The organism is Streptomyces sp. NPDC006610 (assembly GCF_040611575.1).
Lineage (GTDB): Bacteria > Actinomycetota > Actinomycetes > Streptomycetales > Streptomycetaceae > Streptomyces.
The window spans coordinates 21,943-47,653 of sequence record NZ_JBEXOP010000010.1; the positions used below are offsets into that span (position 1 = coordinate 21,943).

Annotated in this window: 24 protein-coding genes; 11 read left to right on the plus strand and 13 right to left on the minus strand. The window is 73.5% G+C overall.

What is annotated here, in order from left to right:
* Window positions 1–52 precede the first annotated feature (52 nt).
* Together ABZY13_RS10490 and ABZY13_RS10495 are read left to right on the plus strand one after the other, a co-directional pair.
* Window positions 53–610: a VanZ family protein gene (locus tag ABZY13_RS10490; protein ID WP_356628891.1), complete on the plus strand. Its 558-nt coding sequence runs from the start codon at window positions 53–55 to the stop codon at window positions 608–610.
* A gap of 164 nt (window positions 611–774) precedes the next feature.
* Window positions 775–2,016, plus strand: coding sequence for a ricin-type beta-trefoil lectin domain protein (locus ABZY13_RS10495; RefSeq protein WP_356628893.1), 1,242 nt, complete (start codon window positions 775–777; stop codon window positions 2,014–2,016).
* A gap of 33 nt (window positions 2,017–2,049) precedes the next feature.
* Here the strand turns inward: ABZY13_RS10495 and ABZY13_RS10500 are convergent, their stop codons facing one another.
* Both ABZY13_RS10500 and ABZY13_RS10505 read right to left on the minus strand, forming a co-directional pair.
* A complete protein-coding gene (locus ABZY13_RS10500; RefSeq protein WP_356628895.1) occupies window positions 2,050–2,286 on the minus strand; it encodes a hypothetical protein in 237 nt (78 codons plus the stop codon).
* Between the two features lie 144 nt (window positions 2,287–2,430).
* Entirely contained in the window at window positions 2,431–3,258 is an 828-nt protein-coding gene (locus ABZY13_RS10505; RefSeq protein ID WP_356628897.1) for an SDR family oxidoreductase, read from the minus strand.
* 171 nt (window positions 3,259–3,429) lie between these two features.
* On the opposite strand from ABZY13_RS10505, the gene ABZY13_RS10510 reads away from it, so the two are divergent.
* The 3 genes from ABZY13_RS10510 (at window position 3,430) to ABZY13_RS10520 (ending at window position 6,444) form a co-directional block, all read left to right on the plus strand.
* Window positions 3,430–4,467: a PHP domain-containing protein gene (locus ABZY13_RS10510; RefSeq protein WP_356628899.1), complete on the plus strand. Its 1,038-nt coding sequence runs from the start codon at window positions 3,430–3,432 to the stop codon at window positions 4,465–4,467.
* A 125-nt stretch (window positions 4,468–4,592) separates the two neighbouring features.
* Window positions 4,593–5,249: an HAD family hydrolase gene (locus ABZY13_RS10515; protein ID WP_356628901.1), complete on the plus strand. Its 657-nt coding sequence runs from the start codon at window positions 4,593–4,595 to the stop codon at window positions 5,247–5,249.
* Between the two features lie 166 nt (window positions 5,250–5,415).
* Window positions 5,416–6,444, plus strand: coding sequence for an SDR family oxidoreductase (locus ABZY13_RS10520; protein ID WP_356628903.1), 1,029 nt, complete (start codon window positions 5,416–5,418; stop codon window positions 6,442–6,444).
* A 4-nt stretch (window positions 6,445–6,448) separates the two neighbouring features.
* On the opposite strand, the gene ABZY13_RS10525 is transcribed toward ABZY13_RS10520, so the two are convergent.
* Together ABZY13_RS10525 and ABZY13_RS10530 are read right to left on the minus strand one after the other, a co-directional pair.
* A complete protein-coding gene (locus ABZY13_RS10525; RefSeq protein ID WP_356628905.1) occupies window positions 6,449–6,694 on the minus strand; it encodes a hypothetical protein in 246 nt (81 codons plus the stop codon).
* A gap of 105 nt (window positions 6,695–6,799) precedes the next feature.
* On the minus strand, window positions 6,800–8,089 hold the full coding sequence (locus ABZY13_RS10530; RefSeq protein ID WP_356628907.1) for an ROK family transcriptional regulator: 1,290 nt from the start codon (window positions 8,087–8,089) through the stop codon (window positions 6,800–6,802).
* Window positions 8,090–8,361: 272 nt separating this feature from the next.
* Between ABZY13_RS10530 and ABZY13_RS10535 the strand changes: the two genes are divergently transcribed.
* From ABZY13_RS10535 to ABZY13_RS10545, 3 genes are all read left to right on the plus strand, one after another.
* Window positions 8,362–8,856, plus strand: coding sequence for an FBP domain-containing protein (locus ABZY13_RS10535; protein ID WP_356628909.1), 495 nt, complete (start codon window positions 8,362–8,364; stop codon window positions 8,854–8,856).
* An 85-nt stretch (window positions 8,857–8,941) separates the two neighbouring features.
* The gene (locus tag ABZY13_RS10540) at window positions 8,942–10,195 is read left to right on the plus strand and encodes an FUSC family protein (protein WP_356628911.1); all 1,254 of its coding nucleotides are present in this window, start codon (window positions 8,942–8,944) and stop codon (window positions 10,193–10,195) included.
* A gap of 53 nt (window positions 10,196–10,248) precedes the next feature.
* Window positions 10,249–11,277 (plus strand): hypothetical protein, encoded by a 1,029-nt coding sequence (locus ABZY13_RS10545; RefSeq protein ID WP_356628913.1) that lies wholly within the window; start codon window positions 10,249–10,251, stop codon window positions 11,275–11,277.
* Between the two features lie 14 nt (window positions 11,278–11,291).
* Here ABZY13_RS10545 and ABZY13_RS10550 read toward each other — a convergent pair whose 3' ends face one another.
* The 9 genes from ABZY13_RS10550 to ABZY13_RS10590 all read right to left on the minus strand — a co-directional run bounded on the left by ABZY13_RS10550 (window position 11,292) and on the right by ABZY13_RS10590 (window position 20,572).
* The gene (locus ABZY13_RS10550; RefSeq protein WP_356628914.1) at window positions 11,292–12,017 is read right to left on the minus strand and encodes a DUF2470 domain-containing protein; all 726 of its coding nucleotides are present in this window, start codon (window positions 12,015–12,017) and stop codon (window positions 11,292–11,294) included.
* A 100-nt stretch (window positions 12,018–12,117) separates the two neighbouring features.
* Window positions 12,118–12,951, minus strand: a complete 834-nt coding sequence (locus ABZY13_RS10555; RefSeq protein WP_356628916.1) for a pentapeptide repeat-containing protein — start codon at window positions 12,949–12,951, stop codon at window positions 12,118–12,120.
* A gap of 79 nt (window positions 12,952–13,030) precedes the next feature.
* The gene (locus tag ABZY13_RS10560; RefSeq protein WP_356628918.1) at window positions 13,031–14,056 is read right to left on the minus strand and encodes a LacI family DNA-binding transcriptional regulator; all 1,026 of its coding nucleotides are present in this window, start codon (window positions 14,054–14,056) and stop codon (window positions 13,031–13,033) included.
* Between the two features lie 79 nt (window positions 14,057–14,135).
* Complete coding sequence (locus tag ABZY13_RS10565) at window positions 14,136–15,545, minus strand: BNR repeat-containing protein (RefSeq protein ID WP_356628920.1); 1,410 nt, start codon at window positions 15,543–15,545, stop codon at window positions 14,136–14,138.
* 28 nt (window positions 15,546–15,573) lie between these two features.
* Window positions 15,574–15,894 carry an L-rhamnose mutarotase gene (locus ABZY13_RS10570; RefSeq protein WP_356628922.1) on the minus strand — a complete coding sequence of 107 codons (321 nt, stop codon included), beginning with the start codon at window positions 15,892–15,894 and terminating at the stop codon, window positions 15,574–15,576.
* A 17-nt stretch (window positions 15,895–15,911) separates the two neighbouring features.
* On the minus strand, window positions 15,912–16,994 hold the full coding sequence (rhaS, locus tag ABZY13_RS10575; RefSeq protein WP_356628924.1) for a rhamnose ABC transporter substrate-binding protein: 1,083 nt from the start codon (window positions 16,992–16,994) through the stop codon (window positions 15,912–15,914).
* A gap of 26 nt (window positions 16,995–17,020) precedes the next feature.
* Window positions 17,021–18,031 (minus strand): ABC transporter permease, encoded by a 1,011-nt coding sequence (locus ABZY13_RS10580; protein WP_356628926.1) that lies wholly within the window; start codon window positions 18,029–18,031, stop codon window positions 17,021–17,023.
* A complete protein-coding gene (locus ABZY13_RS10585) occupies window positions 18,024–19,058 on the minus strand; it encodes an ABC transporter permease (protein WP_356628928.1) in 1,035 nt (344 codons plus the stop codon). The genes ABZY13_RS10580 and ABZY13_RS10585 overlap by 8 nt, the downstream gene beginning before the upstream one ends.
* On the minus strand, window positions 19,055–20,572 hold the full coding sequence (locus tag ABZY13_RS10590) for a sugar ABC transporter ATP-binding protein (protein WP_356628930.1): 1,518 nt from the start codon (window positions 20,570–20,572) through the stop codon (window positions 19,055–19,057). The genes ABZY13_RS10585 and ABZY13_RS10590 overlap by 4 nt, the downstream gene beginning before the upstream one ends.
* Before the next feature lie 306 nt (window positions 20,573–20,878).
* On the opposite strand from ABZY13_RS10590, the gene rhaI reads away from it, so the two are divergent.
* The 3 genes from rhaI to ABZY13_RS10605 all read left to right on the plus strand — a co-directional run bounded on the left by rhaI (window position 20,879) and on the right by ABZY13_RS10605 (window position 25,661).
* Window positions 20,879–22,039 (plus strand): L-rhamnose isomerase, encoded by a 1,161-nt coding sequence (gene rhaI, locus ABZY13_RS10595; RefSeq protein WP_356628932.1) that lies wholly within the window; start codon window positions 20,879–20,881, stop codon window positions 22,037–22,039.
* A gap of 122 nt (window positions 22,040–22,161) precedes the next feature.
* Window positions 22,162–24,201, plus strand: coding sequence for a bifunctional aldolase/short-chain dehydrogenase (locus ABZY13_RS10600; RefSeq protein WP_356628934.1), 2,040 nt, complete (start codon window positions 22,162–22,164; stop codon window positions 24,199–24,201).
* An 8-nt stretch (window positions 24,202–24,209) separates the two neighbouring features.
* Window positions 24,210–25,661: a rhamnulokinase family protein gene (locus ABZY13_RS10605; RefSeq protein ID WP_356629180.1), complete on the plus strand. Its 1,452-nt coding sequence runs from the start codon at window positions 24,210–24,212 to the stop codon at window positions 25,659–25,661.
* The last annotated feature ends 50 nt before the right edge of the window (window positions 25,662–25,711 follow it).

Here is a 25,711-nt window from a genome sequence, read left to right on the forward strand (position 1 = left end):
TGCCGGGTAAGCGGCTCTCACCCGGCGGCCGTCGACGACTGGAGGACCGACCATGTCCCTTACCGCCCTGCGCGCCCGCCTCCTGCCGCGCCCTCGCGCACGGCAGGCCGAGGCGCCCCGGACCCCGGAGCGCCGGACCCCGGAGCGCCGGCCGCCGCGGCGGCTGCTCGCGCTCCTGCTCCGCGGGCTGGCCGTGGCGGTCGCCTTCGTGGCGATGGTGGCGTTCGCGGTGGTCCTGGCCCGGCTCACCCTGCAGCCCTCCCCCGCCTCCGAGTCCCTGACCCACAGCAACGTGCGGCCGGGCGACTCCCTGCGTGCCTACGTGGACCAGCCGTCCCTGCGTTACGCCGTCAAGCAGATCGGCGGCAACCTGCTGCTCGGCGTGCCCTTCGGCGTCCTCGTCCCCGTCCTCGCGCCGCGCACCCGGGGCTTCCTGCGCGTCCTGCTGCTGACCGCGACGGTCATGCTGCTGGTGGAGCTGGCCCAGGGCGCGATGGTGACGGGCCGCGCCTTCGACATCGACGACGTCATCCTCAACACCACGGGCGCGCTGATCGGTTACCTGCTGCTGGGGCGGCGCATGAGCCGGGCGGTGCACTCCCGCACCTGAACGGCGAGGGCGGCCGGGGCGGTCGCGGGGACCCCCCGGATCCCGGTCTGTACCAAGGTATTGACGAGTCCTTAGTTCAGTCCTTGAATCAAGGGGAAACCTCACCTTCACCCCCCACCACAGGCGGCGCCCCGGATCCTTCCTGGGCCGCCGCCCGGAAGGGAATGCCCGTGGCCGCCTCCCCGCGCCTGCTCCGCAGATGTCTCCTCGGCGCCCTGTCCGCGCTCCTGGTCGGCTCCGCCGCCGTCGTCCCCGCGCACGCGGAACCGGTCGGCGTCCAGGCCGTGACGTTCTCCGACACCTTCGACGGGCCCGCCGGCGCGGCGGTCGACCCCGCCAAGTGGCAGCTGGAGACCGGCGACAACGTCAACAACCACGAGCGGCAGTACTACACGGCCGGCACCCGCAACGCCGCCCTGGACGGCCAGGGCCACCTCGTGATCACCGCCCGCCGCGAGAACCCCGCCAACTACCAGTGCTGGTACGGCACCTGCCAGTACACCTCGGCGCGGCTGAACACCGCCGGCAAGTTCACCGCCCAGTACGGGCACGTCGAGGCACGCATGAAGATCCCGCGCGGCCAGGGCATGTGGCCGGCGTTCTGGATGCTGGGCCACGACCTGGGCCAGGTCGGCTGGCCGGCCTCCGGCGAGATCGACGTGATGGAGAACGTCGGATTCGAACCCTCCACGGTCCACGGCACCCTGCACGGCCCCGGCTACTCCGGCTCCGGCGGCATCGGCGCGGGCTACACCCTGCCCGGCGGCCAGGCCTTCGCGGACGGCTTCCACACCTTCGCCGTCGACTGGGCGCCCGACTCCATCACCTGGTCGGTCGACGGCAACGTCTACCAGCGGCGCACCCCGGCCGACCTGAACGGCAACCCCTGGGTGTTCAACAAGCCGTTCTTCCTGATCCTCAACCTGGCGGTCGGCGGCTACTGGCCCGGCGACCCGGACGGCTCCACGGTCTTCCCGCAGCAGCTCGTCGTGGACCACGTGTCCGTGACGACCGGCGACTCCCCGGCCGGCGCCGCGATCAGGGGCCTCGCGGGCAAGTGCGTCGACGTGGCCGCGGCCAACACCGCCAACGGCACTCCCGTACAGCTCTACGACTGCAACGGCACCGCCGCGCAGCGCTGGACCGTCGGCGCGGACGGCACGATCCGGGCGCTCGGCAAGTGCCTCGACGTCTCGGGCGGCGCCACGGCGGACGGCACTCCCGTGCAGCTGTGGGACTGCAACGGCACCGGCGCCCAGCGCTGGGTGGTGACCGCCGCGCGGGACATCGTCAACCCGCAGGCGAACAAGTGCCTCGACGTCACCGGGAACAACTCCGCCAACGGCACCCGGCTGCAGATCTGGACCTGCACCGGCGGCGCCAACCAGAAGTGGACGGTCGGCTGAGCCGACGCGTCGGTGCGCGGTCCGGGGCGGACGTCAGTGCACGGTCCAGGTGAACTTGTCGCCGCCGACCCAGCGCACGACGTCCGGATCGTCCAGGTCGTGGACCGTGATGCCGAAGGCGGCGGCGGCCGTCAGGACGTCGGTGACGGCCCTGGCCGCACCGACCACCTCGCCGTCGATCTCCACGATGCGGAACGGCGGGATGCCGGGCTGAACGCCGAGCACCATGATCCGCGGGTGGGACATGTAGGGGCTCGCGATTTCGGTCATGACATAGAGCGTAGAGCGGAATCGGCCAACTCGGCCGGATGACGGCGGCGGCCCGGGACCGGTTCGGTCCCGGGCCGCCGTGCGGCCGGGGCCGGGCCGGTGCGCGGCCGGGGCCGGGCCGGTGCGCGGCCGGTGGACTGGGTCTCAGGGCCGCCGCCAGTCGTCGTCGGTCAGATGGGACCCGGCCTGCGGGCCCATCCGCAGCATCCCTCCGTCCACGGTCCACGAGGCCCCGGTGACGTACGAGGCGTCCGGCCCGGCGAGGAAGGCGATCACGGCCGCGACCTCCCGTGCGTCGCCCGGACGGCCGAGCGGCACCCCGGGGCGGCGCTCGGTGCGCACGTCGGTGTCCTCCTGCCCGGTCATCGGCGTGGCGATCTCGCCGGGCGCCACGGCGTTGACGGTGATGCCGTGCTCGGCCAGCTCCAGCGCCATGACCTGGGTGAGGAGGCCGAGCCCGCCCTTGGCCGCGCAGTACGGGGCCGCGCCCACCCGCGGCTGGTGCTCGTGGACGGACGTGACGTTGACGATCCGGCCCCCGTCGCCCTGCCGGATCATGTGCCGGGCCGCCCGCTGACCGCACAGGAACGGCCCCACCAGGTCCACGTCGAGGACCTCGCGCACGGTGGCCAGGTCGATGTCGAGGTACGGCGTGGCCGTGCCCGTGCCGGCGTTGTTGACCAGGACGTCCAGCCGGCCGAGCCGCTCGCACAGCTCGTCGACGACGTCGGCGGCGTCCGGCAGCCGGGTCAGGTCCATCCGCGCCACCTCGGCGCGCCGCCCGTGGGAGCGGACCTCCTCGGCGGTCTCCTCGGCGCCCTTTTCATCGCCGTGCCAGGTGATCCCGACGTCCAGTCCCGCCTCGGCCAGCCGGACGGCGGTGGCCCGGCCGATGCCGGAGTCGGCGCCGGTGATCACGGCGACCCTGCGGGACGGATCGGACGCGGGGGACGCGGGGGTGGGGGCTGACATCGGGGCCTCCTGGAGGGCGGGGGTACTGACGCTGGGTGCGCTCGCGCGCACGTCCCGTCGTCGTTTCGGTCGGGGCATCGCAGTACCCGTGGCGCGTACCGGGCAAACCGCCCTGACCGCCGTGCGGGCGGCGCGGCTCTGGGGAACCCTTGAGGGACCGAGGAGGTGACGATGGAGCCGGTCGAGGCACTGGAGCGGATCGCGTTCCTGCTGGAGCGGTCCCTGGCGCCGACCTACCGCGTCCGAGCCTTCCGCACCGCCGCCAGGGTGCTGTCCGGGCTGCCCGCGGACGAGGTGCGCGAGCGGGCGGGCAACGGCACCCTGGAGTCGCTCAAGGGCATCGGCCCCAAGACGGCGCAGGTCGTGCGCGAGGCGCTGACCGGGCAGCCGCCGGGTTATCTGGCCCAGCTGGAGGCCGAGGCCGCCGAGGAGCGGCCGGACGACCGGGCCGGCGCGGCGTTGCGGGCGATGCTGCGCGGGGACTGCCATCTGCACTCCGACTGGTCCGACGGCGGCAGCCCGATCGAGGAGATGGGCCGGGCCGCGGCGGCGCTCGGCCACGAGTGGGCCGTGCTGACGGACCACTCCCCCAGGCTGACGGTGGCGCGCGGCCTGTCGGCGGAGCGGCTGCGTGAGCAACTGGACGTGGTGGCCGCGCTCAACGCCACCTGGGCGCCGTTCCGGCTGCTCACCGGCATCGAGTGCGACATCCTCGAGGACGGCTCGCTCGACCAGGAGCCGGAGCTGCTGGACCGGCTCGACGTGGTCGTCGTCTCGGTGCACTCCAAGCTGCGCATGGACGCCCGCTCGATGACCCGCCGCATGGTCGCCGCGGTGAGCGATCCGCACGCGGACGTCCTCGGGCACTGCACCGGGCGGCTGGTGACCGGGCGCGGGCGGCCGGAGTCGCAGTTCGACGCGGACGAGGTGTTCGCGGCGTGCGCGCGGTCGGGCACCGCCGTGGAGATCAACAGCCGTCCGGAGCGGCTCGACCCGCCGCGCCGGCTGCTGCGCCGGGCGGTGGACGCGGGCGTGCTGTTCTCGGTCGACACCGACGCGCACGCGCCGGGCCAGCTCGACTGGCAGATCCTCGGCTGCGCCCGCGCCGAGGAGTGCGGGGTGCCCTCGGAGCGCGTGGTGACCACCTGGTCGGCGCCGGAGCTCCTGACCTGGACGAAAGAGGGGCGGGTGCCGGCCCGGGCGGCGTGAAGAGGGGGGCGGGTGCCGGCCCGGGCGGGGTGAAACGCGAGGCGGGTGCCGGCCCGGTGGGGTGCTGAAGGGCGGATGCCGGCCGGGGCGGGGTGAGACGGACCGCCCGGTGGTACTCGGGAGCCATGAACCGTGCCGCTGTCTTCGACGTCGACGGAACCCTCGTCGACACCAATCACCTGCACGTCGTCACCTGGTGGGAGGCCTTCCGGCAGGCGGGCCACCGGGTGCCCATGCACGCCGTCCACCGGGCCGTGGGCCTCGGCTCCACGGACCTCGTCGCGCATCTGCTGGGCGAGGACCGGGACAAGGAGAAGGACGCCGACCTGAGCGCCGCCCACAAGGCGCTCTACGGACAGTACTTCGACCGGCTGCCCGCCCTGCCCGACGCCGGCCGGCTGCTGCGCCGGCTGCACCGGGACGGCTGGACGGTGGTCCTCGCCACCTCGGCGGGCGGCGCGGAACTGGACGCCCTGCGGCGCGCCCTCGACGCGGACGACGCCATCGCGGCGACCGCGAGCGCGGACGACGTGGACGAGGGCAAGCCCGCGGCCGAACCGGTGGAGCACGCCCTGGAGCTGGCCGGGGCGCCCGCCGCGCAGTCGGTGTTCGTCGGCGACACGGTGTGGGACATGCGGGCGGGCAGCAGGGCCGGGGTGCGCTGCGTCGGCGTGCTGTGCGGCGGGGTGCCTCGGGCCGACCTGGAGGAGGCCGGGGCCGACGCGGTCTACGCCGACCCCGCCCATCTCCTCGCGTCTCTGCCGGGCGACGGCATCTGGTGACCGACGTCACTCGGGGTCCCGGCCGTGCGGCGGAACGCCCGACGCCGTCCGTCCGTTGCACCCCTCGGACCGCCCCGACCGGAATCCCCCGTCCGGTCGGGGCTTTTTCGCGCCCTCACGGGTACTCGGTCCGTCCCTCCCCGCAGGACGGCCGAAGGAGACGGAAGTGAGCAGCGCAGCGGGCCGAAGGATCGTCGTCACCGGCGCCACGGGCAACGTGGGCACCAGCGTGGTACGGGCCCTCGCCCAGGATCCGCGGGTCGGATCCGTGCGGGGACTGGCCCGCCGGCTGCCCGACGAGGCGCCGGCGAAGACCGACTGGTCGGCGGTGGACATCGCCTCGCAGCAGGCCGATCTCGTCAAGGAGTTCACCGGTGCGGACGCCGTGATCCATCTGGCGTGGGCGTTCCAGCCCACCCACGATCCGGCGACCACCTGGCGCACCAACGTCCTCGGCGGCATCCGCGTCTTCGACGCGGTGGCCGAGGCGGGCGTACCGGCGCTGGTCCACGCCTCCTCGGTGGGCGCGTACTCGCCGGGTCCCAAGGACCGGGCGGTGGACGAGTCCTGGCCGACCCACGGCTGGCCGGACGCCGCGTACTGCCGCGAGAAGGCCTACCTGGAGCGCACCCTCGACACCTTCGAGCGGGACCATCCGGGGGTGCGGGTGGTGCGGATGCGGCCCGCGTTCCTGTTCAAGCGCGAGTCGGCGAGCGAGCAGCGGCGCATCTTCGGCGGCCGTTTCCTGCCGGGTCAGCTGGCGCGCCCGGAGCTGCTGCCGTTCCTGCCGGACATTCCGGGGCTGCGGGTGCAGGCGCTGCACACCGACGACGCGGCGGAGGCGTACCGGCTGGCGGCGCTCTCCGAGGTCCGGGGCGCGTTCAACATCGCCGCCGATCCGCCGGTCGACGCGCGGCTGCTGGCGGAGCACTTCGGCAGCCGTCCGGTGCGCCTCCCCCGTTCCGCTGCCCGTTCGGCGGTCGCGGCGGCCTGGGGGCTGCATCTGCTGCCCGCCTCCCCGCACCTGTTCGACGCGGTGCTGCGGCTGCCGCTGATGGACTGCACCCGTGCCCGCACGGAACTGGGCTGGAGCCCTCGGCGCACGGCGACCGAGGTCATCGAGGAGTTCGTGCAGGGGATGCAGCAGGGAGCGGGGGAACGCACCGCGCCGATGCGGGGGCGCAAGGTGGGCTAGCCGGTCAGGCCGGGGACTCCTGCGGTCCCTCGTCGTCCCCCGGCTCCGGCTGCCGGCCGGTGCCGCCTTCGTCGGTGTCGGGGACGTCGGCGGAGGGGTCGGTGGGACTCGCCTTCTTCCCGGCCTCCCTGGCGATGCTCTGCGGGTTCACGTCCCACGGGTCGTCGCCCTCGTAGGTCTGCTGGTCGGGCAGGTCCCGCGGCAGCGGGTCCTCGCTGCGGCCCGGCTCCTCGTTGCGGTGGTCCGTCACGGTGTGCTCCCTCGGTACACGGGCCCGGGCGGTCCGTGCCCGGGCCCACGCGAGTACCTCCCGGGCGGGCGCGCGAAACAGCGTTCCGGGCCCGGGTCCCGGGGCTCAGTGCGAGGCCCGCTCCTCCAGCACCGCGTGCCACGCCGGGAGCGGCCCCTGCGGCGCGGGCTCGGGACGGCGGCCGCCGCGGGCGAAGAAGTCGGCCAGCGGGAGGATGGCGGCGCCCACGGTGACCGCGTCCGGACCGAGCCGGCCCAGCTCGATGGCGACCTTCTCGGCCGGGTGGCGCAGCGCGTAGGCGGTGGCGTGGCGGCGTACGGCGGGCAGGAAGCCGGCGCCGAGCTGGAGGCCGGCCCAGCCGCCGATCAGGATGCGCTCGGGCTGGAAGAGGTTGATCAGGTCGGACAGGCCCGCACCCAGGTACTCGGCGGTCTCCTCCAGCACGCCGAGCGCGACCGGGTCGGGCGCGGCGCCGTCCGGCGGGTAGGCGGCGGCGAGCATCGCGGTCAGCGCGGTCTCCTCGTCGGCGTCCCGGGGCGGCCGGCCGCCCGCCTCGCGCCAGCGCTCCAGCAGGGACTCGGCGCCCGCGTAGGCCTCCAGGCAGCCGAGGGCTCCGCAGCGGCACCGGCGTCCGCGCACCCGGACGGTCAGGTGCCCCCACTCGACGGCCCGGCCGTGTTCCACCTCGGGCGTGACCAGGCAGGCGCCGACGCCGGAGCCGAACAGCACCACGACGGCGTTGTCGGCGCCGCGTCCGGCGCCGAACCACATCTCGGCCTGGCCGAGCGTGCGCGCGCCGTTGTCGATGAAGTACGGGACGCCGTCGGGGAGCGGGGACGAGGAACGCAGCAGGGCCTCCAGCGGGACGGCGTCCCAGCCGATCGTCTGCCCGTGCACGACCGCGCCCCGGTCGTCGGTGCGCTCGACTATGCCGGGCACGCCGATGCCGGCGCCCAGCAGCCGCTCGGGCGGCACGCCGGCGCCGGCCAGCACCTCGGCGACGCCGTCGCGGATGTGGCCGACGATGACCTCGACGTCGTAGCGCTGCTGCTCCAGCGGGCGCTCGGTGCGGGCCAGCTCGGTGAGGGCGAGGTCGAACAGCTCGACGCGGACCCGGGTCTCGCCGACGTCGACGCCGATCATGTGGCCGCTGGCGGGCGAGACCCGCAGCAGGGTGCGCGGCCGGCCGCCGTCGGAGTCGACGCTGCCCGCCTCCTCCACCAGCCCGTCGGCGACCAGGTCGGCGACGACGTTGCTGACCGAGCCGGAGCTGAGGCCGGTCGCCGGGCCCAGCTCGAAGCGGCTGAGCGGCCCGTCGAAGTACAGCCGTTGCAGCACGGCCGTGCGGTTGGCCCGCCGCAGATCCCGCACCGTGCGCCCGTTGCGCCCCGCCATGTGGCTCCCTCCGAAACCCTGCCCGACCTGCAACATACCCCGCCCGGGTCATCGGGGACACTATTGCCCCACCCCTTAATTCACGCCGTGAGCTAAGCGGGGCGGTGCGAACGGCCGGGCCTGGCGGTGCGGCTCCAGGCTACGGCGTCGCCGACGGCCCGCCCGTGGCCGCCCCGGAAAATCGGTTGGCCCGGGCGCGCGGACGCCGCCTAACCTGGCCCGGGCCCGGAGATTCCGGGCCCTTTGTGCGGCGTTCTCCGGAGACCCCCCTCATGCGACCACTCACCGAGCAGGACATCCGCGGTTCGTTCGTGAACTGCTCGAAGGGCGAGGCCAAGCGCCTGCCCGTGCCGCGCGATCTCGCCGACCGGCCCTGGGAGGACCTGGACTTCCTCGGCTGGCGGGACCCGGGGGCGCCGGACCGCAGCTACCTGGTGGTCGAGGGGGGAGAGCGCCTCGTCGGGATCACCCTGCGCTTCCCGCCCGCGCAGCGCGGCTATCTGCACCGGAGCCTGTGCTCGCTGTGCCTGACGACGCACCCGCGCGGCGGCGTGTCCCTGATGACCGCGCGAAAAGCGGGAGCGGCGGGCCGCGAGGGCAACTCGGTCGGCGTCTACATGTGCACCGACCTGGCCTGCTCCCTGTACCTGCGCGGCAAGAAGATCTCCGAGTCCGGCGCCCGCTTCGAGGAGAGCCTCACCCTCGACGAGCAGATCGCCCGCACCACGGGCAACCTCTTCGCCTTCCTGGACAAGCTCGGCGCCTGACCGCTCCCGCCCGGCGTTGCGCCACGTGACGGCAGTGCACTGGCGGGACGTTCGAGGTCCCTGGGGAACGGGAACAGGCCAAAGGATGCAAGTAGTACGAAAGTGGCCCGCCTCCCTTGCCCAGTCGCTGAAGCGGCATCGAGAACCCGTGGTCGTCCAGGCGTTCCGGTCGACCTTCGGGGCGACGCTCGCCTACGTCATCGCCCTACGGCTCAGTCCCGAGGCGGCCCCGCTGACCGCGCCGCTCACCGCTCTGCTGGTCGTCCAGGTCACGCTGTACGCCACCCTCACCAACGGCGTGCGCCGGGTGAACTCCGTGGTGGCGGGGGTGCTGGTCGCCATCGCGTTCAGCATGCTGGTGGGCCTGACGTGGTGGAGCCTGGCGCTGCTGATCATGGCGGCGCTGGCGGTCGGGCATCTGGTGCGGGTCGACGAGTACGTGCCCGAGGTGGCGATCAGCGCCATGCTGGTGCTCGGCGTCACCGCGCACGGGGACACCGCCTGGGCGCGGATCCTGGAGACGCTGATCGGCGCGGTGGTCGGGATGGGCGTCAACGTGCTGCTGCCGCCGCCGGTCTGGGTGGGCGAGGCCGGCGAGTCGATCGAGGGCCTGGCCCGCCGGATGCGGCAGCTGATGCTGCGCGTCGGCGAGCAGGCCGCCGGGCGCACCCCGTACGAGCGCGCGGCCGAGCGGCTGCACGAGGCGCGCCGGCTCGACCACGACATCGTGCAGGTGGACGCCGCGCTGCGGCAGGCCGAGGACAGTCTGCGGCTCAACCCGCGCGTGCGGGAGGGCGTGCTGCACCGGGTGGTGCTGCGCACCGGTCTGGACACGCTGGAGATCTGCACGGTCGTGCTGCGGGTCCTCGCCCGCTCCCTCACCGACCTGGCCAAGGAGCGGGAGCCGGAGCCGCTGTTCGAGCCGCCGACGGGCGCCGTGGTGGAGCAGTTGCTGGCGGAGATCGCCGACGCCGTGGTGAGCTACGCGGTGCTGGTCACCACGCATGTCAGCGAGAGCGCCGAGTCGGCGGAGGAACGGCTGACGGCCGAGCTGCACACCGCCCGGGCCACCCGCGACAAGCTGGCCGACCTGTTCCTCGACGAGGTCCGCCGCGACCCCAGCCAGTGGCAACTGCACGGCGCGGTGCTGACCGAGGTCAACCGCATCCTGGACGAGATGGACACCGAGCACCGCTCCCGCCGGCTGCTGGAGGAACTGGACCGCTCCACCCGCGAGCAGCGCGAGCGGCTGCCGCGGCTGACCCGGCTCCAGGACCGGCTGCGCGCCCTGCGCCGGTCGCGGCGGAACCGCGGGGCCGCCGCGCGGCGTGCTGAGTGACGAGGTCGCGGGCGCCCGCCCGCGGGCGAGAGGGCGACGAAGGGGAGCGTGGGATGGCCGACGGCGGCGGCGTACGGATCGACGGGAACACTCTGCGGCTGCCGGGCGGGGCGGCGGTGCGGTTCATCCGCACGCTGCGACTGCCCGAGACGGGCACGCACGCCCTGCCGCCCGGGCTGGGCGAGTTCCCGGTGCGCCGGGTCGCGGACTACCCGGACACCGTGCCGGAGCAGTGGCGGGCGCGCGGTGGCGTGATGCTGCCGGTGTACCTGCGCGAGGCGATGTGGCTGAGTTTCTCCGGCACGACGGAGCCGGCCGCGCTCCAGGTCGGGGTGGGCAAGGTGTGCGCGGTGTCCGGCCGGCCGTGGAGCGACCGGCTCTCCCGCGATCCGCAGAACTACGTCGTGCTGCCGCGCCAGCCGTGGCTGGACGGCATCAACTCGGGCAAGGGCACGGTGCGCCAGTTCGTCGCCGTTCCGCTCGGGCTCGGCGCGACGGTGGAGGGCCAGGTCACCGGCGAGGAGGTGTGGGGCGGCGTGCAGCTGCAGTCGTTCCCGCTGGGCGAGGGGGCGCTGGCCGTCTGGCGCGAGGCGCAGCGGCGGCTTGCGGAGCGTGCGCCCGCGGCGCCGATGATGGCCGCCGGTTTCGGCGCCCCGCCGCCCGCGCCGGGCGCGGCGCCCGCGGGCCGGCCGCGGGGCGCGGCGGCCATGGGGCTCGGCGTCGGCGGCTCGATGCGCCAGGAGGTGTACCGGGACGACCGGCCGCTGTCGGACTGGGCCGGCGAGCCGGCGGGGCGGGTCTTCGTGCATCTGGTGACGCCGCCCGAGTGGCGGCGGATCACCGGCGAGGCGCCGCCGCCGTCTCCGGTGGACCGGGCTGCGTACACGCGGGCGGGGCTGCCCTGGTTCGAGTACTACGACGAGGACGCGCTCGATCTCGACCCGACGCACACGCTGGGCGGGGCGAAGCCGGTGGGCGACTGGCTCGGCGACGACCACGAGCCGTGGCAGGACCCGGCGCCGTACCAGGTGAAGCCGCTGGGCGACGCGCCGGGCAAGCCGGTCCAGGACGGCGACTGGTAGCCGGCCGGCGGGCGTCAGCCGTCGCCGTCCGTGCGCTGCCGGTGCAGGGCGCGCGGGCAGGCGGCGGCGCTCGCCCGGGCCAGCAGGACGTGCATGCGCTCGGCGAGCTGGGCGACCCCGTCGGCGGGCGCGTGGAAGGCCAGGCGTACGTCGCCGTGGGCGCGGCGGCGTTCGATGCGCAGGGTCAGTCCGTGCCGGTCGACGGCGAGCGGCTGGACGCGGACCGCGCCGTGCCGGCTGCCCGGTTCCACGAGCCGGGTCAGCCGCTCGACGGCGTCGGGGTGGGCGTCGGCGAGGTGGGTGAGCAGTCCGGCCTCGGCGGTGGCCAGCGGGTCGGGGCGGGCGGCGGCGAACTCGTCCGGGTCGACGACCTCGGCGCCGGCGGTGCCGTGCAGCACGACGCGGGTGGGCCGGAAGGCGAGGCGGCCCTCCTCGACGGCGAACCAGCCGGCGAGCAGGACGCGGGCCCGGATGCGGTGGCGCAGCGGGACGGGCGCGACGTCGGCGAACTCCAGGACGGCGGACGGCTCGCCGCGCGGTGCGCACAGGGCGACGGCGAGCAGCGCGCTGTCGTCCGGCACGCGCAGGAGCACCCGGCCGTCGTCGGCGACGTCGTGCGCGCCGACGAGTTCCTCCCGGACGCCGTCCGTGCTCACGGCGCACGACCAGGCGGCGGCGAGCACCGAGCGGGCCCGTTCCGCCGCGGCGGGTGCGGCCGTCCGGGCTTGGCTGTCACGCATCCTCGACTCCTCATGATTAGGTAAGGCTCACCTAACCTATCGAAGATCGCGGCGCACGCCAACCGGGCACGTCCCAGGATTCCTGTTGAGGGATGGGGCGTTACGACCAGTGCGCGGGCCGGCGCAGCGACCGCGGCAACCGGGTGCCGGCCGTGCCGCGGGCCGCGTTGAGCTGCGGCTGGGTCAGGAAGAAGGCGCCGGTCAGATCGGCGTCCGTGAGGTCGGCGCCGCGCAGGTCGGCCCCGATCAGGTCCGCGCCGCGCAGATCGGCGCCGGTCAGGTCGGCGGCGATGAGACAGGCCCCGCGCAGGGTGGCGCACCGCAGGTCGGCCCGTCGGAGCCGGGCGCCGATCAGGTCGGCGCCCCGGCGCATCTTCCCGCGCCCGCGGACCCCCGCGCGGGCCAGCTCACTGGCCTTCAGCAGCAGGACGTCGACCTCCTGCCGGTGCGCGCCCACGTCCAGGGCGGCCAGCTCCTCCGCGGAGCGCAGGGTGAGTTCTTCGGTCCGCTCCAGGGCGTCGCGCAGATCGCCGTACAGCGGGCGGGCGGCGGGCAGGGCGAGCGCCTCGGTGAGATACCAGAGCAGCTCGTGGAGATGGCGTACGACGGGAAAGACGTCGAACATCCGGCGGGCGTGCTCACGGGAACCGGTGCGCCAGTCCTCGCCGCCGAAGGTGATCCGCGAGACCTTCTGGCCGGCGCCGAAGCAGTCGTAGACCGTGCACCCGGCGAAGCCCTCGGACCGCAGCCGGGCGTGGATGCCGCAGCGGTGGTCCTCGCGCAGGTTGCGGCAGGGCGTCCCGGCGGCCTTGTCCACCGCGAAGTCGGCGGAGGCGGCGAAGGGCAGGGCGACGCAGCACAGCCCGAAGCAGTTCGCGCAGTCGCCGCGCAGGGCGGCGGATCCGGCCGGGTCGCCGGGGTGGTCGTCGTGCATGGCGGCCAGCCTAATCGGCGCCGGAGCCCCGGAACGCGCCGGTGGGCCGCTGTCAGGGGCGCGAACGGCACGGCCGGCGTCAGCGGCCGGACAGGCTGGAGCGCCGTACCACCAGTTCGGGCTGGAGCACGACCCGCCGGTGCTCGTGCCGGACCGACCCCTCGATGCTTCCCGTCTCCTGGAGCAGCAGTTCGGCGGCGAGCGCCCCCAGCGTGACGGCGGGCTGCCGTACCGAGGTGAGCGGGACGGCGGCAGCGGCGGCGAACTCGATGTCGTCGTAGCCGACGATGGCGAGGTCGTCGGGGACGGAGACGCCGGCCGCGAACATGGCCTGGAGCACGCCGAGGGCGAGCAGGTCGTTGACGCAGAACACCGCCGTGGGGCGGTCGGCGAGGCCGAGGAGGCGGGCGCCCGCGTCCCGGCCCGCGGCGACGTCGAGCCGGTCGGTGGGCAGTTCGCGCAGCGCCTCGGGGCCGAGGCCCGCCTCCGCGAGCGCGTTCAGCGCGCCGGTGCGCCGGTCGCGGACCTGGTTGAGGGCGGGCGGCCCGCTGACGTACGCGATGCTGCGGTGCCCGGCGTCCACCAGGTGGCGCACGGCCAGCGCGCCGCCGGCGACGTCGTCCACGGAGACGGAGCACTCGGTGGCGCCCTCGGCGACCCGGTCGACGAGCACGAAGGGGATGTTGTGGCGGCGGAACGCCGCCATGTTGCGGCCGGTCGCGTCGGCCGGGGTGAGCAGCACCCCCCGCACCCGCTGCTCGGCGAAGAGGGAGAGGTACTCGGCCTCCTCGGCCGGGTCCTGGGCGCTGTTGCAGACCATCACGCCGAGTCCGGCGTCGCGGGCGGCCCGCTCCGCGCCGCGCGCCACGTCGACGAAGAAGGGGTTGCCCATGTCGAGGACGAGCAGGCCCATGATCCGGCTGCGGCCGGCGCGCAGTTGACGGGCGGACTCGCTGCGCACGTAGCCGAGCCGCTCGATCGCGGACTGCACGCGCGCGCGGGTCTCGGTGGCGACGGTCTCGGGCCGGTTGATCACGTTCGAGACCGTGCCCACGGAGACGCCGGCGGCGCGGGCGACGTCCTTGATACCCACGGACTGGGCCATCAGGCAGCGACCTCCAGGGAGACGAGGGGCGACGGGAGGGCCTTCACACTACCCGCACGCCGCCCCGGGCCGGTCACGCTCACGCGGGCAGCCGGAAGTCGACGACGCGGAGCGCGGACGGCGTCGTGCCGGTGGACCGCTCCTGGTACATGAACGACAGCACCCCGTCCTGTGCGACGCGGGTCTCGTCGGTCACGACCTCGCCGAAGGCGTTGAGTCCCGCCCCGTCGAACAGCAGCCGCCAGTCGGTGTGCCCGGATGCCTTGGAGGCGCCGGCGATCCGGCCGAAGGGGAGGATCGCGTAGGCGTTGTCGTACCTGTCCAGGATCAGCCGGGTCCGCTGGCTGGAGTCGAGCGGGACGGGGATCTCCGTCTTCTGCCAGGCGCCGGAGGCGGCCCTGCGCAGGTGGAACGCCCTGCCGCCCGCGGTGCGGTCGGCTACGTAGTTCGTGGTGCACTGGCCGAAGCGGCCGGGCACGTAGCTGATGATCGCGTGCGGCAGTCCGGCGGAGTCGGTGAACTGGCTCTCCTGGTTCATCAGGGAGTGGTCCGGGTTCAGCGCGTCCACCACCAGGCCGGGGTCGGTGACCTGCACGCGGTCGGCGCCGGTCGTGCCGACGACCGTGCCGGCGCTGTTGCGCCAGGTGCGGCCGCGGTCGTCGGAGTGGACGTAGCCGGTGTCGTGGTTGGTGATGCCGCCGCCGGAGCACATGACGGCGGCGTTCTGCTCGCGCCAGGTGAAGAACGCGTGCAGCCGGCCGGCCCGGTCGTAGTCGATGCCGTGCAGGTACATGTTGCGGGCGGTGCTGGAGCCGTGCTCGCTGGTGTACGTGCCGGTGGAACCGGACCACTCCCCCAGCGCGGTCCACCGCGAACCGTCGTACTCCGCCAGGCCGTTGCGGCCGTTGCCGGAGACGCCGGCCCGGTAGCTCAGCTGGAGCCCGCCCTCGGGGGTGGCGACGAACTGCGGGTAGGTGAACTGCGAGGTGAGGGCGAGCCCGTCGAGGGTGTTCCGGGGCGCGCCGAAGCGGCTCGCGGTCCAGCTCAGCCCGGTGGGGTCGTCCATGAGCCCGGCGGCGGACCTGACGTAGGTGAAGCCGTCGCTGTGGGAGTCCATGTTCAGATGCAGGCGGCCGTCGACGCGGGAGACGCCCATGGAGATGACGTTGTGGGAGTCGTCGTAGCGCAGGGTGTGACCGATCCTGACGGTCTGCCAGGTGGTCGCGCCCAGCGCCCGGCGGGCGACGACGGCGTTGCGGTCGGCGGTGTACCAGGCCGCGTACTGGTGGCCCTTGTAGGTGAGCAGGCCGTTCTTCTGGAACGCGTTGTTGTTGACCAGGCCGTTGTACGACACGAAGAACAGAGCCCGGGCGTCGAGCGTGGAGGTGCCGGTGCGGGTGACCGACGGGCCCGGGGCGGCGGCGCGGGCGCTGCCCGGCGCCGCCAGCGGGGCCAGCAGGGCGCTCGCCAGGACGGTGCGTCTTCTCATGAACGGACCTCTCTCCCGAACGGACCTGTCAGGCGAGGTGGAACACCTCGGTGAGCGGTTTCATCGCCTCGTCGGGGCGCGACCCGTCGAGGGACTCGAAGAAGGGCGCCATCTCCGCCTGCCACCGGGCGTTGACCTCGGTGGCCTCCATGCCGGCCCTGGCGGCCTCGAAGTCCTCGGTCTCCAGGTAGCCGACGAGCAGGCCGTCGTCGCGCAGGAAGAGGGAGTAGTTGTGCCAGCCGGTGGCCGAGAGCGCCTCGCGCATCTCGGGCCACACGTCGGCGTGGCGTTCGCGGTACTCGGCGATGCGGTCCTCGCGGACCTTGAGAAGGAAACAGACACGCTGCATGACGTACCGCCCCGCTGCTAGAAGTCGTACTGGTCGATGTTGTCGGCGTTGAACACGGTCGGCTTGCCGAGGCTGATGACGCCGTCCTCGCCGATGGTGTACTCGCCCATGCCGCCGGCCGTGAAGGTCTCGCCCTCCTTGCCGGTGATCTGCCCCGAGACCAGCGCGACGGCGGTGCGCGCGGCCAGCTCGCCGAGCTTGGCCGGGTCCCACAGCTCGAACGCCTCGACGGTGCCGTTCTTGACGTACTTGCGCATGTCGTTGGGGGTGCCGAGGCCGGTCAGCTTGACCTTGCCCTTGTACCGGGAGCCGGACAGGTACTGGGCGGCGGCCTTGATGCCGACGGTGGTCGGGGAGATGATCCCCTTGAGGTTCGGGTACTCCTGGAGCAGGCCCTGGGTCTGCTGGAAGGACTGCTGGGCGTCGTCGTTGCCGTACGCGACCTCGACCAGCTTCATGTCCTTGTACTTGGGGTCCTCGAGCTCGTCCTTCATGAACTCGATCCAGGTGTTCTGGTTGGTCGCGGTCTGCGCGGCGGACAGGATCGCGATCTCGCCCCTGTAGCCGATCTGCTCGGCGAGCAGCTGCACCTCGGTGCGGCCGAGGTCCTCGGCGGAGGCCTGGGAGACGAAGGCGTTGCGGCAGTCGGGCTTGGTGTCGGAGTCGTAGGTGACGACCTTGATGCCGTTGCTCATGGCCTGCTTCAGGGCGGTGCACAGGGCGCCGGGGTCCTGGGCGGAGACGGCCATCGCGTCGACCTGCTGCTGGGTGAGGGTGTTGACGTAGGAGACCTGGCCGGAGGTGTCGGTGGCGCTGGAGGGGCCGACCTCCTTGTAGCCGGAGCCCAGCTCCTTCAGGGCCGCCTCGCCGCCCTTGTCGGCGGAGGTGAAGTAGGGGTTGTTGACCTGCTTGGGCAGGAAGCCGACGGTCAGGCCCTTCTTGAGCTCGGCGTTCGGGTCGGCCCGGCCGGCCGCGGCGGCCGAGCCGCCCTCCCGGCTCACGTCCTCCTTCGTGGTGCCGCCGCAGGCGGTGGCGGCGAGGGCGAGCGAGGTGACGGCGGCGAGCGCGGCGCAGGCGCGACGCAGCGATGACTTGCGCATGACGGGGGTCCTTCGCGGAGGGAGGGTCAGGGGGTGGGTGCGGGCGTCCTGCCCGGCGGTTTCGAGGCGGCCGCCCGCCCGGCCCGTGCCGCCGCGATCTGCCGGGCGGCGCGGGGGCCGAGGACGGACAGGACGAGCAGGACGCCGGTGACGACGATCTGCGACTGAGCGGAGACGTCCTGCAGACTCATCACGTTCTGCAGCGCGCCGAGCAGGAACACGCCGGCGATCGCGCCGCCCAGCGTGCCCTTGCCGCCGTCGAAGTCGATGCCGCCGAGCAGCACGGCGGCGACGACGGACAGTTCGAGGCCGGTGGCGTTGTCGTAGCGGGCGCTGGCGTAGTGCAGGGCCCAGAAGACGCCGGTGAGGGAGGCCATGAGGCCGGTCGCCGTGAACAGGATCAGCTTCTGCCGCCTGACCCGGATCCCGGCGAACCGGGCCGCCTCCTCGCTCGCGCCGATCGCGAACAGCGACCGCCCGAACGGGGTGGCGTGCAGGACGACCACGGCGACGATCAGCAGCGCCAGGAAGGGCGGGAAGGCCCGCGGCACGAACGTGTCGCCGATGCGGCCCGCCGCGAACTCCAGGTAGGGCGTGGGGAAGTCGGTCACCGCGTCCGCGCCGAGGACGATCTGCGCGATGCCCCGGTAGGCGGCCAGGGTGCCGATGGTGACGGCCAGGGACGGCAGCCCGAGCCTGGTCACCAACAGCCCGTTGACCAGCCCGCACGCCGCACCGAGCAGCAGGCACACCGGGATGATCGTCTCGATGGTCATGCCCTGGTTCCACAGGGCGCCCATCACCGCGCCGGACAGCCCGGCGGTGGAGGCGACGGACAGGTCGATCTCGCCGGAGACGACGAGCAGCGTCATCGGCAGCGCGATCAGCGCGATGGGCAGGGTGTTGCCGATCAGGAAGGACAGGTTCAGGGCGTTGCCGAAGCCGTCCACGAAGGTGAACGACGCCAGCAGCACGGCGACGAGCAGCGCGCCGACGACCGTGTCCCAGCGGACCGCGCGCGTGAGGGACTCAGGCATGGCGGGCGTTCCTCTTCTTGAGGGCGGTGGCCACGCGCAGCGCGACCATCCGGTCGACCGCGATGGCGAGGAGGAGCAGGATGCCGTTGATCGCGAGCACCCAGACGGAGCTGACGCCGAGGGCGGGCAGCACGCTGTTGATCGACGTCAGCAGCAGCGCTCCGAGCGCGGCGCCGTAGACGCTGCCGGAGCCGCCGGTGAAGACCACGCCGCCGACCACGACGGCGCTGACCACGGTGAGTTCGTAACCGGTTCCGGTGCCTGAGTCGACGTTGCCGAACCGGGCCAGGTACATCGCCCCGGCGAGGCCGGCGAGGGCGCCGCAGAAGGTGTACGCGGCGAGGATCCGCCTGCGCACCGGGATGCCGGCGAGGCGGGCGGCCTCGGGGTTGGAGCCGAGCGCGTACAGCTCCCGGCCGCCGCCGAAGTGCCTGAGGTAGTAGGCGGTCGCCGCCAGCACCGCCAGCGCGATCATCGCGAGCCAGGGCACGGCCCACAGGCCGCCGGAGCCGAAGTCGACGAAGCCGCCGGGCAGGTCGGCCGCGGTGATCTGGCGGGATCCGACCCACAGGGAGTCGATGCCGCGGATGATGTAGAGCGTGCCGAGGGTGACGACGAGGGCGGGCACCTGGCCGAGGCTGACCAGCAGGCCGTTGAGGAGGCCGAAGCCGATGCCCAGGAGCACCGCGAGCGCCACGGCGACGACGGGGTCGCCGCCGCCCTGGAGGTGGGCGCCGGCGGCGAAGGCGCTGATGCCGAGGGTGGAGCCGACGGACAGGTCGACGTTGCGGGTGATGACGACCAGGGCCTGACCGGTGGCGACCAGCACCAGGATCGTGGCGTTGAGCAGCAGGTCCTTGATGCCCTGTTCGGACAGGAACGCGCTGTTGCCCGCCTGGGTGACGCCGATCATCACCAGGAAGACGGCCAGGATGGCCAGTTCGCGCATCTTGAACGCGCGGTCGACCAGCCGGGTGGCGCCGGCCCGGGGGGTCTCGGCGACGGGGGCGGGGGTGGTCACCGTCATGAGGCGGTCCTCCCGGTGGCTGCGGCCATCACGGTTTCCTCGGTGGCTTCGGAGCGCGGGATCTCGGCGGTGAGCCGGCCCTCGTGCATCACCAGCACGCGGTCGGCCATGCCGAGGATCTCGGGCAGGTCGGAGGAGATCATCAGGACGGCCACGCCGTCGGCGGCCAGTTCGCCGAGCAGCCGGTGCACCTCGGCCTTGGTGCCGACGTCGATGCCGCGGGTCGGTTCGTCGACGATCAGCACCTTGGGGCCGGTGGCGAGCCACTTGGCGAGGACGACCTTCTGCTGGTTGCCGCCGGACAGGGTGGAGACGGCGTCGGCGATGCGGGCGTACTTCACCTGGAGCCTGACGGCCCAGTCCACGGAGCGGCTGCGCTCGGCGCCCCGGTCCACCAGGCCGGCCCGCACGGTCGTGCGCAGCCCGGTCAGGCCGATGTTCCGCTCGATGGACATGTCCATCACCAAGCCCTGGGCGCGGCGGTCCTCGGGGACGAGGGCGAGGCCCGCGGCCATGGCGGCGGACGGGGCGGCGTTGGGCAGCTTCCGTCCGTCGACCACGACCTCCCCGGCGTCGCGGCGGTCGATGCCGAACACGGCCCGGGCCACCTCGGTGCGCCCGGCGCCCACGAGTCCGGCGAGGCCGACGATCTCGCCGCGCCGCACCTCGAAGGAGACGTCGGTGAAGACGCCCTCGCGGGTCAGCCGCCGTACGGCGAGGGCGACTTCGCCGGGGCGGACGGCCTGCTTGGGGTACAGCTCGTCCAGGTCGCGGCCGACCATCCGGCGCACCAGGTCGTCCTCGGTCATGCCGTCGAGCGATTCGCCGGCGATCCGGGCGCCGTCGCGCAGGGTGGTCACCCGCCGGCAGAGCTCGAAGATCTCCTCCAGGCGGTGGGAGATGAACAGCACGGCGGCGCCCTGGTCGCGCAGGGTGCGGACGACGCCGAAGAGGCGGGCGACCTCGCTGCCGGTGAGGGCGGCGGTCGGCTCGTCCATGATCAGGACGCGGGCGTCGAAGGAGAGGGCCTTGGCGATCTCGACGATCTGCTGGTCGGCGATGGACAGCCCGCGGGCCGGCCGGTCCGGGTCGAGGTCGACGCCGAGGCGGCGCATGAGGGCGGCGGTCGCGGCGCGGGTGGCCCGGTGGTCGATCCGGCCGAAAGCGCGCCGCATCTGGCGCCCCATGAAGATGTTCTCGGCGATCGAGAGGTCGGCAAAGAGCGTGGGCTCCTGGTAGATCACGGCGATGCCGGCGTCGCGGGCGTCGCCGGGGCCGTGGAAGACGACGGGCTCACCGTCGAGCAGCACCCGGCCGGCGTCCGGCCGGTGCACTCCGGCGAGCGTCTTGATGAGGGTCGACTTGCCCGCGCCGTTCTCTCCGGCGAGGGCGTGCACCTCGCCGGGGAACAGTTCCAGGGACACGTCCCGCAGGGCCCGTACGGCGCCGAAGGACTTGGAGACGCCCTGCAGCGCCAGCACCGGGGCCGGTCCCGTGTCGGACGGGTGGGTCATGAGGGCTCCTCGACGACGCACAGGGGGGACGGCCGAGGCGACCCACACAACGCCGTGAAAGGTTTCAACAGGGTTGCCGGGACGTTAGGCGCGCCGGATGCGTCGCGTCAATGGGGCCCTGTCGAAAAATTTTCGAGAATCAGGGGCCGGGAGCGGTCACGAGAAGCAGGGTCTGTCACAACGCTTGACACCCCTCCGAGGGACTCATAGCTTGCCTCTTGAATCGTTTCACATCGTCGTTCGCAGACCGTTCAGCCACCGTCGTGTGCGCGGACTCGTTCCGACCTATGTCACAGGAGCCCAGCAGTGACCGATCTCGCCGCGGTGAAGGCCGCGCTCAGGACCCAGGCCGTCGAGACGCCGTCGTGGGCGTACGGCAACTCCGGGACCCGGTTCAAGGTCTTCGCGCAGGCCGGCGTGCCCCGCGACCCGCGGGAAAAGCTGCAGGACGCGGCCAAGGTCCACGAGTTCACCGGGGTCGCGCCGACCGTGGCGCTGCACATCCCCTGGGACCGGGTCGAGGACTACGCGGCGCTGGCGAAGTTCGCCGAGGACCACGGCGTCCGGCTCGGCGCGATCAACTCCAACACCTTCCAGGACGACGACTACAAACTGGGCAGCATCTGCCACCCGGACGCGGCGGTGCGTCGCAAGGCCGTCGACCACCTGCTCGAGTGCGTCGACATCATGGACGCCACCGGCTCGCGCGACCTCAAGCTGTGGTTCGCGGACGGCACGAACTACCCGGGGCAGGACGACGTCCGCGCACGTCAGGACCGGCTCGCCGAGGGCCTGGCCGAGGTGTACGAGCGGCTGGGAGAGGGGCAGCGGATGCTGCTGGAGTACAAGTTCTTCGAGCCGGCCTTCTACACGACCGACGTCCCGGACTGGGGCACCGCCTACGCCCACTGCCTCAAGCTCGGCGAGAAGGCGCAGGTCGTGGTCGACACCGGGCACCACGCGCCGGGCACCAACATCGAGTTCATCGTGGCCACGCTGCTGCGCGAGGGCAAGCTCGGCGGGTTCGACTTCAACTCGCGGTTCTACGCGGACGACGACCTGATGGTGGGCGCGGCGGACCCCTTCCAGCTGTTCCGGATCATGTACGAGGTCGTGCGCGGGGGCGGCTTCTCCTCCGACGTGGCGTTCATGCTCGACCAGTGCCACAACATCGAGGCGAAGATCCCGGCGATCATCCGTTCGGTGATGAACGTGCAGGAGGCCACGGCCAAGGCGCTGCTCGTGGACCGGGACGCGCTCGCCGCCGCCCAGGCCGCCGGGGACGTGCTGGAGGCGAACGCCGTGCTGATGGACGCCTACGACACCGACGTCCGTCCGCTGCTGCGCGAGGTGCGCGAGGAGATGGGGCTCGACCCCGAGCCGATCGCGGCGTACAGGGCGTCCGGGTGGGCCGAGAAGATCGTGGCCGAGCGGGTCGGCGGTGAACAGGCCGGATGGGGGGCGTAGCCGCCGAGTTCCGCACGCCGGGGCGTGACCGGCCCCGGTCCCCCGAGGGCGTCCCCCCGGCCTTCCTTTCGCTCCTCCTTCGACCGTCGTCGTGACCCTCGTCTGAAAAGGACTGAACCCACATGGCACCCCATCCCGAAGCCGCCGCCCTGCTCGCGCGGTCGCACCGGCTCGGCTCCGATCCCCGCAACACCAACTACGCCGGCGGCAACGCCTCCGCCAAGGGCACCGACACCGACCCCGTCACCGGCGGCGACGTCGAGCTGATGTGGGTCAAGGGGTCCGGCGGCGACCTCGGGACCCTGACCGAGGCCGGGCTGGCCGTACTGCGCCTCGACCGCCTGCGCGCGCTGACCGGCGTCTACCCGGGCGTCGACCGCGAGGACGAGATGGTCGCCGCCTTCGACTTCTGCCTGCACGGCAAGGGCGGCGCCGCGCCGTCCATCGACACCGCCATGCACGGTCTGGTGGACGCCGCGCACGTGGATCATCTGCACCCCGACTCCGGGATCGCGCTGGCCTGCGCGGCCGACGGGGAGAAGCTGACCGCCGAGTGCTTCGGCGACAGCGTGGTGTGGGTGCCGTGGCGCCGGCCCGGTTTCCAGCTCGGCCTGGACATCGCGGCCGTCAAGGAGGCCAACCCGCAGGCCGTCGGCTGCATCCTCGGCGGGCACGGCATCACCGCCTGGGGCGACACGTCCGAGGAGTGCGAGCGCAACTCGCTGCACATCATCCGCACCGCCGAGAAGTTCCTCGCCGAGCGCGGCAGGCCCGAGCCCTTCGGTCCCGTGATCGAGGGCTACGAGGCCCTGCCCGAGGCCGAGCGGCGGGAGCGGGCGGCGGCGCTGGCCCCGTACGTGCGGGCCCTGGCCTCCCAGGACAAGCCGCAGGTCGGGCACTTCACCGACAGCGACGTGGTGCTGGACTTCCTGGCGCGCGCCGAGCACCCGCGGCTCGCGGCGCTGGGCACCTCCTGCCCAGATCACTTCCTGCGCACCAAGGTCCGCCCGCTGGTCCTCGACCTGCCGCCCGCCGCGGACCCGGACGAGGCGATCGCGCGGCTGAAGGAACTGCACGCCGCCTACCGCGAGGAGTACGCCGCCTACTACGAGCGGCACGCCGAGCCCGGCTCCCCCGCGATGCGCGGGGCCGACCCGGCGATCGTGCTGATCCCGGGCGTGGGCATGTTCAGCTTCGGCAAGGACAAGCAGACGGCGCGGGTCGCGGGCGAGTTCTACGTCAACGCGATCAACGTGATGCGCGGGGCCGAGGCGGTCTCCGCGTACGCGCCGATCGAGGAGTCGGAGAAGTTCCGCATCGAGTACTGGGCCCTGGAGGAGGCCAAGCTGCAGCGGATGCCGAAGCCGAAGCCGCTGGCCACGCGGGTGGCGCTGGTGACGGGTGCGGGCAGCGGCATCGGGCGGGCCATCGCCGAGCGGCTGGTTGCCGAGGGCGCCTGCGTGGTGATCGCCGACCTCGACGGGGAGAACGCCGCCGCGGTCGCCGAGGAGCTGGGCGGCCCGGACAAGGCCGTCGCCGTGACGGTGGACGTCACCTCCGAGGAGCAGATCGCCGAGGCCTTCAAGGCGGCGGCGCTCGCCTTCGGCGGCGTGGACCTCGTCGTCAACAACGCCGGCATCTCCATCTCCAAGCCGCTGCTGGAGACCTCCGCCAGGGACTGGGACCTCCAGCACGACATCATGGCGCGCGGTTCCTTCCTCGTCTCGCGCGAGGCGGCCCGCATGATGATCGCGCAGGGGCTGGGCGGCGACATCGTCTACATCGCTTCCAAGAACGCCGTCTTCGCCGGCCCGAACAACATCGCGTACTCCGCGACCAAGGCCGACCAGGCGCACCAGGTGCGGCTGCTGGCGGCCGAGCTGGGCGAGCACGGCATCCGCGTCAACGGCGTCAACCCGGACGGCGTGGTGCGCGGCTCCGGGATCTTCGCGGGCGGCTGGGGCGCCCAGCGCGCGGCCGTCTACGGGGTCCCGGAGGACAAGCTCGGCGAGTTCTACGCCCAGCGCACCATCCTCAAGCGGGAGGTGCTGCCGGAGCACGTGGCCAACGCGGTGTTCGCGCTGACCGGGGGCGAGCTGACGCACACCACCGGTCTGCACGTCCCGGTCGACGCGGGCGTCGCCGCCGCGTTCCTGCGGTGAGTCCGGGCATCAGGTCGTACGCCGCGGTCGACCTCGGCGCGTCCAGTGGACGCGTCATGGTCGGCCGCGTCGGGCGGCACGAACTGGAACTGACCGAGGCGCACCGCTTCCCGAACCGGCCCGTGCGCGTGCCGGAGGGGCTGCGCTGGGACGTCCTGGGGCTGTACGCGGGCGTGCTGGAGGGCCTGCGGGCCGCGGGCGACCGCTGCGGGGGACGGCTGGACTCCGTCGGCATCGACAGCTGGGCCGTGGACTACGGGCTGCTGGACGCGGACGGGGCGCTGCTGGGCAATCCGGTGCACTACCGGGACGCGCGCACCGACGGCATCGCCGAGCAGGTGTGGGCGGCCGTGCCCGCCGACGAGCTGTACGCGGCGACCGGGCTGCAGTACGCGCCGTTCAACACGCTGTACCAGCTGACCGCGGCGAAGTCGTCGGCGCAACTGGCGCACGCCGAGCGGCTGCTGCTGATCCCCGACCTGCTGGCGTACTGGCTGACCGGGGAGCAGGGCACCGAGCTGACCAACGCCTCGACGACGCAGCTCGTCGACCCGCGCAGGCGCGACTGGTCGTACGACGTCGCGGCGCGGCTGGGCATCGACCTGAGCCTGTTCGCGCCGCTGCGCCTGCCGGGCGACCCCGCGGGGCTGCTGCGGCCGGAGGTGCTGGAGGAGACGGCGCTGACCGGTCCGGTGCCGGTGACGGCGGTCGGCTCGCACGACACCGCCTCCGCGGTGGCCGCGGTGCCGGCGTCCGGCGAGCGGTTCGCCTACATCTGCACCGGCACCTGGTCGCTGGCCGGCCTGGAGCTGACCGCGCCGGTGCTGACCGAGGAGAGCCGGGCGGCCAACTTCACCAACGAGCTGGGGCTGGACGGCACGGTCCGCTATCTGCGCAACATCATGGGTCTGTGGCTGCTCCAGGAGTGCGTGCGCGCCTGGGGCGAGCCGGACCTCGGCGAGCTGCTGCGGGCGGCGGCCCGGGAGCCGGCGCTGCGGTCGGTGGTGGACGCGGGCGACGCGGCGTTCCTCGCGCCGGGCCGGATGCCGGAGCGGATCGCCGAGGCGTGCCGCGCCTCGGGGCAGCCGGCGCCCGGGACTCCGGCCGGGATCACGCGCTGCATCCTCGACTCCCTGGCCCTGGCCCACCGGCGGGCCGTGGCGGACGCGCAGCGGCTCGCCGACCATCCGGTGGACGTGGTGCACATCGTCGGCGGCGGGGTGCGCAACGCGCTGCTGTGCCAGCTGACCGCCGACGCCTGCGGGCTGCCGGTGGTGGCGGGCCCGACGGAGGCGGCGGCCCTGGGCAACGTCCTGGTGCAGGCCCGGGCGCACGATCTGGTGGGCAACCGGGCCGACATGCGCCGCCTGCTCACCCGCACCCAGCCGCTCACCCGGTACGAGCCGCGCGGCGACGCACAGGCGTGGCGCGCGGCCGAGGCACGGCTCGCCGGATCGTGAACCGGACCCCCCGGCCCTCGCGGCCCGCACTAACCTGCCCCCATCCGACC